Here is an 11,475-nt window from a genome sequence, read left to right as displayed (position 1 = left end):
CAAAGGCCTTTGTCATTACTTTGATCCTGAAGTAGAACTGGCGTTCACTTCAGGACCATGAAGCGAGCTTTGCTCTGCACAGGCACCAAAAAAAAAGCCTTTGGTTTCCCAAAGGCCTTTGTCATTACTTTGATCCTGAAGTAGAACTGGCGTTCACTTCAGGACCATGAAGCGAGCTTTGCTCTGCTTCATGGCTCCCCCTCTTGGGCTCGAACCAAGGACCCTCTGATTAACAGTCAGATGCTCTAACCAACTGAGCTAAGGAGGAATGTTCCCTATTTGGAGGTCGCAAATATAAAAGTTTCTTCGCAATACCCCAACAAAAAAATGGGGATAATTATTTGGTCAGGGCCTTGTAAATATCGTTTCCGTTGGCAAACACAATCAGGGCCAGCAGCAGGAAGAAACCCACCATTTGGGCATATTCCATGAATTTATCGCTCGGCTTGCGCCCCGAAACCATTTCATAGAGCAGGAACATCACGTGCCCCCCGTCGAGGGCAGGGATCGGGAGCAGGTTCAGCACGGCCAGCATAATGGACAAAAAGGCTGTGATGCCCCAGAACTCCTGCCAGCTCCAGGTGTCGGGAAATATGTCGAAGATGGCCTTGAACCCCCCCACCCCTTTGTAGGCACCGGTGCTCGGGGTAAAAATCTTTTTGAGTTGCAGCCAGTACCCCCCCAGCTGGTTGGTGAATTTCTGCGCGCCTACGGAGAAACTTTCCAGGAAGCCGTACTTTTTCTGCACCACCTGGAAGAAGCCCATCTCGGCAAATTTCTGGTAGGTGCCCGTGGGGGCAATCCCCAACTTGCCGTCGTCATTTACCTTGAGGTCCAGGGTCACCGGCTGCCCGTTGCGCTCAAAGGTTGCCTGTATGGCCTGCCCCCTGTTCTCGTTGAGCAGGTCGATGGCCTGGTCGAAATAGGTCACTTCCTGCCCGTTGATGCGTTTCAGAAGGTCGCCCGGTTCCATCCCCGCCTGGGCATTGTGAGAAGAATCGGGAACCTGCCCCACAATGAAGGGGATCCGCAGCTCAAAAAAGCTGAGGTCTTCCCCGGTGCTTAGTTTTCCCAGGAAATCCACGGGCAGGTCGATGGTGATGAGTTCCCCGTTGCGTTCCACGGTAAATTGCTCTGCCGTGATCATGTTCCGCCTCAGGTCAGAATAGTTCTCATAGCGCTTCCCGTCTATGGCGACCAGGTCATCCCCCGTTTGTACCCCGAGTTCCGTGAACACCGGGTTGGTCACCCAGTACCCATCCCTGATGCTGGCGGTGGAAATATCGGCATCCCCGTAATGGAAGGAAGCAAAGGTGTATATGATATAGGCGACCAGGAAATTTACCGTAACGCCGCCCAGCATGATGATCAGCCGCTGCCAGGCCGGCTTGGATCGGAACTCCCAGGGTTTGGGCGGGGCGGCCATCTGCTCGGTGTCCATGCTCTCGTCGATCATGCCGGCGATCTTCACATAGCCCCCCAGGGGAAGCCAGCCGATCCCGTAAACCGTTTCACCGATCTTCTTTTTGAATAGGGAAAACTTTACGTCGAAAAAAAGGTAGAATTTCTCCACCCGGGTTTTGAAGGCCTTGGCCGGCAAGAAATGCCCGAGTTCGTGCAGCACGATCAACAGGGAAAGGCTGAACAAGAACATCGAGGCCTGGATGACTATCGGCGACATAACTCTGGGGCTTCTGGTTTCAAACGCACAAAAGTACACTTTTGAAAGGGGTTTTGAAAAGAAATTGAAAGGGGCCCGGTTCCTTTAAGAAAGATTTAGCAGCACGCCATGGGGCTGGGGTTGAAGGAGACCGCCGGGTTCAGTACCTTTGCGGCAAAGGTTGGGATACATGCGTTCCTTTTTTGCCAGATTCAAACTCTTCGGCCTGGTTTTGCTAATCGTTTCTGCGGTAATCATCACCCTGTTCTATAACGCCCTGCAGCCAAAGAAGACCCTCCCGGTCTACCAACCCTCCGATTTCAACCCCGAGCTGGTGGCGCCTGAGATCAGCCATGTGAAAAAATACCACACCATTGCCGACTTCGCCCTGGTAAACCAAAACGGCGACACCATTACCCAGGAAGATTACCGCGGCCATATCTATGTTGCCGATTTCTTCTTTACCACCTGCCCGACCATATGCCCCATCATGACAGAGAATATGCGGTGGTTGCAGGACCAGCTGGCAGGCGACCCGGAGGTTTTGCTCCTGTCGCACTCCGTGACCCCCGAGATCGATTCGGTGCCCCGCCTGAAGCAATACGCTTTGGAAAAAGGGGTGGATGATGCCCGCTGGAACCTGGTTACCGGCGACAAGAAACACATCTACGAGTTGGCGCGCAAATCGTACCTGGCCGTAAAAACCGACGGGGACGGCGGGCCGTTCGACATGATCCATACCGAGAATTTTATCCTGGTCGACCGGGAGCGCCGCATCCGCGGAACTTATGACGGCACCAACATGGAAGATATGGAACGGTTGCTCGACGACCTTGAAATCCTCAGGGCCTCGTATCGGGAATAACCCCTTCTTTTTTCAGTCAGGGGGCCTCTAAATCGACAAATTCCTGTATTTTTGTCTTTACTTATAATCAATCTAAATAAGCATTGAGCTTCACCATCGCACACCTCAGGAGGGGAGAGAAAGGGATCATCAGGGAATTCAACGAGGCGTCGGTACCAATCAAACTGCTGGAATTGGGCTGCCTCCCCGGCAACGAGGTGGAGCTGGTACAGGTGGCCCCCCTCAAGGACCCGATTTACATCAACGTAAACGGGACCCACATCGCCATCCGGCGTTCCGTAGCCCTTCAGATTGAATTGGAACCAATCGAGGGCATATGAGCAAACACATCAAGGTAGCGCTCATCGGAAACCCCAATACCGGGAAAACTTCCGTATTTAACAGCCTCACGGGCCTTAAGCAGAAGGTGGGAAACTACCCGGGCATCACCGTGGAGAAAAAACAGGGCGTCTGTAAGCTGTCCCGCGGGGTAAAGGCCCATATACTGGACCTCCCGGGCACCTATAGCCTCAACACCACCTCCCTCGATGAAAGCGTGGTGGTGGAACTCCTGCTCAACCGGAACGCGCCCGATTTCCCCGATGTGGCCGTGGTGATCAGCGACGTGGAGAACCTCAAGCGCAACCTGCTGCTGTTCACCCAAATCAAGGACCTGCAGATCCCGGCCATTTTGGTGATCAACATGTCGGACCGCATGGAGCGAAAGGGTATCAGCCTCGATATTGGGGTTTTGGAACAGAAACTCGACACCCGTGTAGCCCTGGTGAGCACCCGCAGGAACACCGGGATCGACCAGCTGAAACAGCTCATCGAAAATTACCGGGATATCCCGGTCTCCCGCAGCATAGACGTCTCGCTCATCGACCCCCCGTACTTCCGGCGGCTGGAGAAAACCTTCCCCGGCGAGGACCTGTACAAACTCTGGGTGGTGATTACCCAGGACGTGAATTTCACCCCCCTTCAGAAAAAAGAACTTTTTGGCGATGCTTCCTTTGAAACCAAGTCCAGGGAAGAGCTGAAAAAACTCCAGCATAAGGAGACCATCCTAAGGTATCAGTTTATAAACGGCATCCTCAAGGAAACCTATAAAGTAGACTGGAAGGCTGCCAAAGGCCTGAGGGGGAACCTCGATAAAATATTGACCCACAAGGTATTTGGCTACCTGATTTTCTTTGTGATCCTGCTGACTATTTTCCAGGCCATCTACGACTGGAGCAGTATCCCCATGGACTTTATCGACGCCAGTTTTGCGTCAGCCAGCGAGTGGGTAAAAGACACCCTCCCGGAAGGGGCTTTCACCAACCTGATCGCGGAAGGGATCATCGCGGGGATCGGGGGCATTGTGATCTTTATCCCCCAGATCGCCTTTTTGTTCCTGTTCATCGCCATCCTTGAAGAATCCGGATACATGAGCCGGGTGGTCTTCCTGATGGACCGCGTCATGCGCCCCTTCGGCCTGAGTGGCAAGAGTGTGGTCCCGCTCATCTCGGGTACCGCCTGCGCCATCCCCGCCGTAATGGCCACCCGGAATATAGAGAACTGGAAAGAACGGCTCATCACCATTTTGGTGACCCCGTTCACCACCTGTTCTGCCAGGCTCCCGGTGTACCTGATTATCATTGCCCTGGTCATCCCGCAGGGGCGCTTCCTTGGCCTGGGCTACCAGGCCCTGACCCTTATGCTGCTTTACCTCATAGGGTTCGGGGCGGCCATACTGGCTGCCTGGGTGCTGAACCGGATACTGAAAATCCCCAACCGCAGTTTCTTTGTGGTGGAAATGCCCAATTACAAGTGGCCTTTGTGGAAAAACGTGTTTTTCACCGTGGTGGAGAAGACGCGGAGCTTTGTGTACGGGGCAGGGAAAATCATCCTGGCCATCTCCATCGTGCTCTGGTTCCTGGGGTCCAACGGGTTTTCTGAAGAATTCAAAAACGCGGAACAAATCGTCACGGAACGTGTGGAGACCCAGGGGCTTTCTGCCAACAGCCAGGCCTTTATGGCCGAAAAGCTGGAGGAATACCGCGCTTCCCTTTCAGACAGCCCGGCCCCTGCCGCCCCCGCAGGGGCGGTGATGCATCCGCAGGATTCCCTGCAGCGCCTGCAGGCCGACCTCCGCACCCGCGTCATCAACCAGGAGATCGCCAGCCACCGCCTGGAACACTCCTTTATCGGGCAAATGGGCAAGCTCATTGAGCCCCTGGTCAGGCCGCTCGGCTACGACTGGAAAATCGGCATTGCCGTGCTGACATCCTTTGCCGCCCGGGAGGTATTTGTCGGCACCCTGGCTACGATTTACAGCGTGGGGAACGACGAAGAGGAAACCATCAAAAACCGCATGGCCGCTGAGGTTCGCAATGACGGCACCCCCCTATTTAACCTGGCCTCGGGCATCTCCCTGTTGCTGTTTTACGCCTTTGCCATGCAATGCATGAGCACCCTGGCGGTGGTAAAACGGGAAACCAATACCTGGAAATGGCCCATGTTCCAGCTGGCCTTCATGAGCACTTTTGCGTATATTGTAGCGTTCACCGCGTACCAAATCCTGTCCTGAGCGTGGAAAACTGGCAACACCTCCTGGTTTACCTAACCGTGGCAATCGCCCTGGGTTACCTGTTGCGCAAATTCGTTTGGCCCGCTTTGGCGAAACCCGACAGGGACGGCGGGGGCAAGGGCTGTGGGAATTCCGATTGCGGCTGCGGGTAATTAAAACAGGTGGGCCACAAAAGAGTAGCCCAGCAGCGCCCAGCCCACCAGCAGCAACAGCCCCCCAAGGGGGGTTACAGGGCCCAGAAAGCGCCACTTCCTTCCCCGGAGTTCGCTGAACACCAGGCCGTAGATACTGAAAGAAAACAGGAAGGTCCCCAGGACAAAGGCTTTGCCGATGTACCCTTCCAATGGCGAAGTAAAAGACAGGTTAAAACTGAGGACCAGCAACACCACCGCATGCAGGAGTTGATACCGGACCCCCGTTTCAAAAGCCCGGGCCTGGTCCCCCGTGAATTTATCTTTAAGCGCATGTGCCCCGAAAGCCCCGAGCAGCACCCCCAAAAACCCGAACAGGGCCCCGGCCGATTGTGTGAGTAGTATTTGTTCCATATGCCCTCCTTTGTTGTGGCAGTCATTTTTCCCACCCTAAAGATAGTTGTTCCATTTTTTGCTTCCTCCCGGGCGAATGAATATCTTTCCTTTAAAACTCGAACCCATGAAACAGGTGATTATCCTTTTACTGGCTGCACTCTCCCTCTCTGCCTGCGGGAGTTCCAAGCCCGGCGATGGCAGTGCGCAAAACCTGGAACGCACCCTGGACGACAAAAATGCAGCAGTACTCCCGCTGAAAACCCGCATCCAGCGGCTTCCCGGGGTAACCTTGCAGGCCGGGGTACCCGTCTTTATCAAAAACAACAACTCTACAAGGGGAGCAAGGCCACCCCAGCCACTTTATATAGTTGATGGGCAGGTAATTGGGAATTCATACCGGGCGGTGGAAAGCATTGTACAACCCGTGGATGTCGAAACCATAAAGGCCCTGAGCGGGTCCGAAGCCTCCTTTTACGGTACCCAGGGGGCCAACGGCGTTATTCTGATCACCACCAAAAGGGGGAACTGATCCGTTCGTACATCGAAACCAATAGCCCGCAGCCCCGGAAGCGCCCGGAAGCCTTCGCCGTGGAAAAAGGCGGGGAGGCCTCAGGGGTTATTCCAGGGGAATCCGGATGGTGGTGTCCGTATCCAGCAATACTGCGCACTCCCGGAACCCGGGGGGGCCGAAGGCTTTCATCCGGGCCCTGGAAAAACCGAGGGGTTCTTTGGGGATGCCCAGCCAGTTGGTGTTGAGGACCTCATCGCTGTTTTTGTCGTGAAATACCGCCAGGGCGTATTCCCCTGAAGGCAGGTCGTCAATCACTACGCGGGTTACCCCCTGACGTGCCGGGGCCCGTTCGGAGCGATATACCCGGTCGAATTTCAAAAAACCCTCCTCCTCCGTATACAGGGCCACACAAATAAAGCCTTCGGAAGTATTTACGCCAAGGGTTTCCACCTCAAGGCGTACCTGTGCAGACAGGCCAAGGGAAAATAACAGTAAAAGGGGCCACAGGAACCGCATGGAGCAAAATATTTATCCGGGCTTCAAAACTAGTGGGTTCTCAGGCAGGAACCTCTTATTAATTTGCTAAAATTCACCGGGGGGCCTCAGCCGGCAGCTTTTCCCGGAGCAGGTGGTACACCGACCGGGTTTCCGCGGTGTCCGAAAAATTCAGGAAGAGCGTGAGGGAATCCCGATAGGTGATCCTGATCTTGGTTTGCCTCAGGTCATCCACATAAACGTAAACGGGGCGGGAAGGAAAAAGGGAGTCGGAGAAAACCCCTTTTTCCCGGGCCCAGAACGAAAAGCCGTGGCGGCGTTCCATCTGCGGGATTTTCGCCTGCCACCTCACGCTGTCGAGTTCCGCAAAGGGGACTTCGAGGTAATACACCCCGCTGAGCAATTGCATCCGACCCTCCTGCAGGCGCATCCAGTTCCTTGAGTGTATGGCGAAAGCCAGCAGGCAGGCCAGGATCGTAATCCCGATAGTCAGGTTCAGCAGCCAGTGCCTTTTTCGTGCCGTCTTCATTCCGGTTTGTCTTTGCGGTAACGGTCCATCCAGGCCAGGGTATGGGCCACCTTGCTGATCAGGTTGCTGGGGCGGTTGGCAATACCATGCCCGGCCTCCGGGATCTCCACCAGTACGGTTTCCACCTTGCGGAGCTTCAGGGCGTGGTAAAGTTGTTTGGCCTCGCTGGGCGGCGTCCTCAGGTCATCCATCCCCACCATCACCATGGTCGGGGTGTTCACGTTGCCGACCAGGGAGAGGGGCGAGAATTTCCAGTAGCCTTCGAAATTTTCCCAGGGCTGGCCCGGATACCGGCTGTTGGCATAATAAAAGTAATTGTCGGCCACCAGGGTTTTGCTGATCCAGTTCATCACGGGTTTGGCCACCACCGCCGCTTCAAAGCGGTCGTTTTTGCCGATGATCCATGCCGTCATGATGCCTCCGGCGCTGCCCCCGGTCACAAACAACTGGTCTTCGTGGGCAATGCCTTTGGCGATGCAGGCATCCACCCCATCCATCACGTCCTGGTAATCATCGCCGGGGTAATTGTTGTAGAGGAGGTTGGCGAATTCCTCCCCGTAGCTGGTACTGCCCCTGGGGTTGGGGTAAAAGACGATGTACCCCGCCGCGGCATACAGCTGTATTTCAGCCGTGAACCGGTCCCCGTAATTGGAAATGGGGCCCCCGTGGTTTTCCACCAAAAAGGGGTATGCCCGGCCGGGCCGGTAATCGGGGGGATAGACGATCCACCCCTGCAGGGGGCGGCCATCCACGGAAGAGGTATACCAGATTTCTTCAACTTTCCCCAGGGTGCGCTGGTCGAGCAACCCCTGGTTCAGGTGGGTAAGGCGCACAGGGGCCTCCCCCGGTTTACGCACCAGGGCGATTTCGGCGGGGAACTCGGGACGGGTAAAGGTGTAGGCGATACGGCCCCCGGCCGATACGCTGAAAGAGCCGCCCCCGTAGGGCCTGCCGATAGATGTTCCCCCCAGGTTGTCGGCCAGTTTTTCCATCCCGCCCGCCAGGGAAACATAGCCAATTTTGGAATTGCCTTTATCGTCGTAGGTAAAATAGAGCCCCTTGCTTTTGGCGTCCCAAACAGGGTCGGAGACCCCCCGGTCGAGGGAAGTAGTTAAGGAGCGCTTCCCGCTCCCATCGGCCTGCATCAGGCGCAGCTCAGTGACCTGGTGGGCCTGCATGCGGTCGGTGTACCCCAGATAGGCAATATACTTCCCATCGGGGGAAACCACCGGTTCACTGTCGGGCCCCGGGCTGTCCGTGAGGGTTTCCACAGAGCCCCCGGCCAGGTCCAGGGCGTAGACCTCGCTGTTGCGGAAGTCGTATTCCCAGTCTTCCGAGCGGTTTGCAGTGAAATAAATGCGATTGCCCTCCGGCGACCAGGAAAGGGGGCCCCGGTGCTGGAAATCCCCGGAAGTGACCTGCCGGGCTGCCCCTCCTTCGGAAGGCATGACGAAAATATGGCTGAACCCGGGTGGGATGTACCCCCTGCCGTCGGCTTCATGGTAAAGGCGGTCGGTGATCCGGGCCGGGCCCGCCCATTGGGCATCCTTTGGTTTGCTGGGGAGTTTGGCAAGTACCGGGGCATCCGCCGGCACCGTCATGGTAAAGGCAAGCTGCCGCCCATCAGGAGACCAGCTCAAAGACGACGGGCTCCCCGGGAGCTGGCTGATGCGGGCGTACTTGCCGCTGCCAAGCCAGTATACATAAATTTCCGAGCCTTCCTCCGTGCTGCTCACAAAGGCCAGCCGGTCCCCATTTGGCGACCATCGGGGGCTGGACTCGTTAACTTCCCTTGAGGTGAGCTTCTGGTGGTTGCTGCCGTCGGCGCGCAGCATCCAAAGGTTGCCTTCTGCGCGGTCCTTAAGGACGTCAAACCCCATCCTTCGGTAGACGATCCACTCCCCTTCGGGGTGGATCTGGGGGTCCGAGGCATACTGCAGGTCAAAAACATCCATATAGCCCAGGGGTTGGTCCTGGGAGTGTGCCGGGATGGCAAAAGCCAGCAGGGCAAGCAGACAGAGGAAGCGGGTTACTGGTTTCATGGGCAACGAATCAAAGGTTAAGGCCTTTAAAGATACGGAATCCCCGGTTGAATTACCCCGGCCGGCCCGGAAGCCCAAGGGTCGGGAACCTTGTGGTTCAGCAAAATTTAACCTGCTGGAGAACAAGGATTTCCCGGGGTTTTGTATTTTAGGAGGGCCATGCTGCAGCCAAAGGGCGGCAGGCCGTGATAACCCATAAAACACTCCTAATGAAAAAAATTGGCATCCTTTTACTTCTGTTGCAGACCCTGTCAGCCTTTGCCCAGGGCAACCAGGCCCAGGAAAGTATCGCCGGCTTGCTGGAAATGACCCAGGGGCAGATCCTGTCCCTGACCCAGGCCTTTGATGATTCCCAATTAAACTGGAGGCCTGCTGAAGGCATCCGCTCCACAGGGGAGACGGTGATGCACGTGGCCGCTGCCAATTATTACCTGGCCATGAAACTCGGCTTTCCTCCGCCGGAAGGAGTGGACATGATGAACCTGGAATCCGTCAGGGGGAAAGAAGCCATCCTGGAAGCCTACAAAAAGTCTGCGGATTTCGTCAGGGAAAAGGTCCTTACGGAAGATTCGGGGCGCCTGGGTGAGGAAGTGGACCTGGGATTTGCGAAAATGTCGCGGCTTTCGGCCCTGCTCATGGTACTTGAACATACCGGGGAACACAAAGGACAACTGATCGCCTATGCCCGGTCTAACGGGGTGGCACCCCCCTGGAGCGAGTAAAGGGAAGTCGCCCCTTGCGCGCGCCTTTAAAGGGTGGCGGCCCGACTACCCCAGCCCCACATCGAGGATCATCATAATGATAAACCCCCCTATGAATCCAAGGGTGGCGATATCGGTATACCGGTCCAGCTGGGTTTCGGGAATCACTTCTTCCACCACCACAAAGATCATGGCGCCGGCCGCGAAGGATAAGGCATAGGGCAAAATGGGCTGGAAGGTGAGGACCGCCCAGGCGCCCAGCACCCCCGCAATGGGTTCCACCAGGGCAGAAGACTGCCCGTACATAAAACTTTTTCGACGGCTCAGGCCGAATCGCCTCAGGGGCATGGCTACGGCGAAGCCCTCCGGGAAGTTCTGAAGTCCAATCCCCAGGGCCAGGGCCACAGCTCCGCCCACGGTGGCTCCTTCAAACCCGGCGGCTACCCCCCCGAAAAGCACTCCTACGGCAAGGCCCTCCGGGATGTTGTGCAGGGTAATGGCCAGGGTCAGGAGGGTCGTCCGCCTCCAGGGGGTTTCGATCCCCTCCTTCTCCGATTCCTTGAAATTGATATGCAGGTGGGGCAGCACCTTGTCGAGCCCAAAGATGAACAGGGCCCCGAGGAGAAACCCTACAGCCGCGGGGATGACCTTAACAAAGCCCTCCCCGGGGCTCATCTCAATGCCAGGGGCCAGCAGGCTCCAGAAGCTGGCAGCCACCATAACCCCGCCGGTAAATCCGAGCATGCCGTCAAGGACGGCCCGGTTCATGGTTTTGAAGAAAAATACCAGCCCGGCACCGGCCGCGGTAAGCGCCCAGGTGAACAGGGTGGCCAGCAGGGCGGCCAGGATGGGGTCGATCCCTTCGAGGTAAGCTATCAGGGCTTCCATGAGTCAGCGGTTGGTTTTAGATAGAGGTTTCCGGCAATCTGGTGGGAGATTTGCAGGGTCTGCCCCCCCACCTCGATACGCATCGAATGGTCAAATGCTTCGCGGTCGAGGACCCGGATCTCCCTTCCGAGGGCAATATGATGTCGGTCGAGGAATTTCAGGAAGGCCGGGGAGGAATCCCTGACGCCAACGCAAACCCCCATGCTGGGTACAGGCATTGCACTGAGCAGTTTTTTGTCACGGGTCTTGAAAACCCCGTTCTTGTCGGGGATCGGGTCGCCATGGGGGTCGAAGTCGGGATAGTTGAGCAACGCATCGAGCCGGTCGACGAGTTTCTCGCTTTCGATATGCTCCAACTGTTCGGCCACCTCATGGACCTCGTCCCAGCTAAAGTCGAGTTTTTCCACCAGGAACGATTCCCAGAGCCGGTGTTTGCGGATCACTTTCAGGGCGTGCCTGGTACCGGTTTCAGTTAGGCGAACCCCCTGGTATTTCCGGTAATGAAGCAGGTCTTTTTCGGCCAGCCTCTTGATCATATCGGTAACCGAAGAGGGTTTGGTCTCCATCTGAGCTGCCAGGGCTGTGGTGGAAATGGCATTCTTCCCCCCCTGGCTCAGGTGGTAGATCCCTTTGATGTAGTTTTCCTCCGAATGGGTCATCCGTTGTTCCACAAATCCAAAGATACATTTTTATTTATACAAACCTT

General features: G+C 56.1%; 13 protein-coding genes and 1 tRNA gene. 6 read left to right on the top strand and 8 right to left on the bottom strand.

Translation table 11 applies throughout. The features are described from left to right. Positions 1-191: 191 nt before the first annotated feature. Positions 192-268, bottom strand: a tRNA-Asn gene (locus tag NG653_RS06030). A 69-nt stretch (positions 269-337) separates the two neighbouring features. After that, on the bottom strand, positions 338-1,681 hold the full coding sequence (rseP, locus tag NG653_RS06025) for an RIP metalloprotease RseP (RefSeq protein ID WP_252740778.1): 1,344 nt from the start codon (positions 1,679-1,681) through the stop codon (positions 338-340). A gap of 169 nt (positions 1,682-1,850) precedes the next feature. Here rseP and NG653_RS06020 point away from each other — a divergent pair, with 169 nt between their 5' ends. From NG653_RS06020 to NG653_RS06005, 4 genes are all read left to right on the top strand, one after another. After that, a complete protein-coding gene (locus tag NG653_RS06020) occupies positions 1,851-2,525 on the top strand; it encodes an SCO family protein (RefSeq protein WP_252740777.1) in 675 nt (224 codons plus the stop codon). 83 nt (positions 2,526-2,608) lie between these two features. After that, on the top strand, positions 2,609-2,845 hold the full coding sequence (locus NG653_RS06015; protein ID WP_252740776.1) for a FeoA family protein: 237 nt from the start codon (positions 2,609-2,611) through the stop codon (positions 2,843-2,845). Further along, positions 2,842-5,076 carry a ferrous iron transport protein B gene (gene feoB, locus NG653_RS06010; RefSeq protein ID WP_252740775.1) on the top strand — a complete coding sequence of 745 codons (2,235 nt, stop codon included), beginning with the start codon at positions 2,842-2,844 and terminating at the stop codon, positions 5,074-5,076. Before NG653_RS06015 ends, feoB begins: the two co-directional genes overlap by 4 nt. Positions 5,077-5,078: 2 nt before the next feature. Continuing rightward, positions 5,079-5,228, top strand: coding sequence for a FeoB-associated Cys-rich membrane protein (locus NG653_RS06005; RefSeq protein WP_252740774.1), 150 nt, complete (start codon positions 5,079-5,081; stop codon positions 5,226-5,228). Here NG653_RS06005 and NG653_RS06000 read toward each other — a convergent pair whose 3' ends face one another. Further along, positions 5,229-5,621, bottom strand: coding sequence for a DUF423 domain-containing protein (locus NG653_RS06000; protein ID WP_252740773.1), 393 nt, complete (start codon positions 5,619-5,621; stop codon positions 5,229-5,231). It abuts the gene before it with no gap. Positions 5,622-5,727: 106 nt separating this feature from the next. Here NG653_RS06000 and NG653_RS05995 point away from each other — a divergent pair, with 106 nt between their 5' ends. Next, a complete protein-coding gene (locus NG653_RS05995) occupies positions 5,728-6,132 on the top strand; it encodes a TonB-dependent receptor (RefSeq protein WP_252740772.1) in 405 nt (134 codons plus the stop codon). A gap of 87 nt (positions 6,133-6,219) precedes the next feature. Here the strand turns inward: NG653_RS05995 and NG653_RS05990 are convergent, their stop codons facing one another. The 3 genes from NG653_RS05990 to NG653_RS05980 all read right to left on the bottom strand — a co-directional run bounded on the left by NG653_RS05990 (position 6,220) and on the right by NG653_RS05980 (position 9,180). Beyond that, a complete protein-coding gene (locus NG653_RS05990) occupies positions 6,220-6,630 on the bottom strand; it encodes a DUF2141 domain-containing protein (protein ID WP_252740771.1) in 411 nt (136 codons plus the stop codon). A 73-nt stretch (positions 6,631-6,703) separates the two neighbouring features. Beyond that, positions 6,704-7,138 carry a hypothetical protein gene (locus NG653_RS05985; protein ID WP_252740770.1) on the bottom strand — a complete coding sequence of 145 codons (435 nt, stop codon included), beginning with the start codon at positions 7,136-7,138 and terminating at the stop codon, positions 6,704-6,706. Continuing rightward, the gene (locus NG653_RS05980; RefSeq protein WP_252740769.1) at positions 7,135-9,180 is read right to left on the bottom strand and encodes an alpha/beta hydrolase family protein; all 2,046 of its coding nucleotides are present in this window, start codon (positions 9,178-9,180) and stop codon (positions 7,135-7,137) included. The genes NG653_RS05985 and NG653_RS05980 overlap by 4 nt, the downstream gene beginning before the upstream one ends. 209 nt (positions 9,181-9,389) lie before the next feature. On the opposite strand from NG653_RS05980, the gene NG653_RS05975 reads away from it, so the two are divergent. Beyond that, positions 9,390-9,902: a DinB family protein gene (locus NG653_RS05975; protein WP_252740768.1), complete on the top strand. Its 513-nt coding sequence runs from the start codon at positions 9,390-9,392 to the stop codon at positions 9,900-9,902. Positions 9,903-9,947: 45 nt separating this feature from the next. Here NG653_RS05975 and NG653_RS05970 read toward each other — a convergent pair whose 3' ends face one another. Together NG653_RS05970 and NG653_RS05965 are read right to left on the bottom strand one after the other, a co-directional pair. Further along, positions 9,948-10,769, bottom strand: a complete 822-nt coding sequence (locus NG653_RS05970; protein WP_252740767.1) for a ZIP family metal transporter — start codon at positions 10,767-10,769, stop codon at positions 9,948-9,950. Next, positions 10,757-11,428, bottom strand: a complete 672-nt coding sequence (locus tag NG653_RS05965; RefSeq protein ID WP_252740784.1) for a metal-dependent transcriptional regulator — start codon at positions 11,426-11,428, stop codon at positions 10,757-10,759. The genes NG653_RS05970 and NG653_RS05965 overlap by 13 nt, the downstream gene beginning before the upstream one ends. Positions 11,429-11,475: the final 47 nt, after the last annotated feature.

Origin of the sequence: Robiginitalea marina, assembly GCF_024006985.1 — a bacterium.
Classification (GTDB): Bacteria; Bacteroidota; Bacteroidia; order Flavobacteriales; family Flavobacteriaceae; genus Robiginitalea; species Robiginitalea marina.
This window is presented reverse-complemented; position numbering and strand designations above follow the sequence as displayed.

Excerpts from the sequence above, each read along its gene's own strand:
- NG653_RS05985 (WP_252740770.1), bottom strand. The coding sequence starts at position 7,138 with ATGAAGACGGCACGAAAAAGGCACTGGCTGCTGAACCTGACTATCGGG.
- rseP (WP_252740778.1), bottom strand. The coding sequence starts at position 1,681 with ATGTCGCCGATAGTCATCCAGGCCTCGATGTTCTTGTTCAGCCTTTCC.
- feoB (WP_252740775.1), top strand. The coding sequence starts at position 2,842 with ATGAGCAAACACATCAAGGTAGCGCTCATCGGAAACCCCAATACCGGG.
- NG653_RS06000 (WP_252740773.1), bottom strand. The coding sequence starts at position 5,621 with ATGGAACAAATACTACTCACACAATCGGCCGGGGCCCTGTTCGGGTTT.
- NG653_RS05980 (WP_252740769.1), bottom strand. The coding sequence starts at position 9,180 with ATGAAACCAGTAACCCGCTTCCTCTGTCTGCTTGCCCTGCTGGCTTTT.
- NG653_RS05965 (WP_252740784.1), bottom strand. The coding sequence starts at position 11,428 with ATGACCCATTCGGAGGAAAACTACATCAAAGGGATCTACCACCTGAGC.
- NG653_RS05975 (WP_252740768.1), top strand. The coding sequence starts at position 9,390 with ATGAAAAAAATTGGCATCCTTTTACTTCTGTTGCAGACCCTGTCAGCC.
- NG653_RS05990 (WP_252740771.1), bottom strand. The coding sequence starts at position 6,630 with ATGCGGTTCCTGTGGCCCCTTTTACTGTTATTTTCCCTTGGCCTGTCT.
- NG653_RS05970 (WP_252740767.1), bottom strand. The coding sequence starts at position 10,769 with ATGGAAGCCCTGATAGCTTACCTCGAAGGGATCGACCCCATCCTGGCC.
- NG653_RS05995 (WP_252740772.1), top strand. The coding sequence starts at position 5,728 with ATGAAACAGGTGATTATCCTTTTACTGGCTGCACTCTCCCTCTCTGCC.
- NG653_RS06020 (WP_252740777.1), top strand. The coding sequence starts at position 1,851 with ATGCGTTCCTTTTTTGCCAGATTCAAACTCTTCGGCCTGGTTTTGCTA.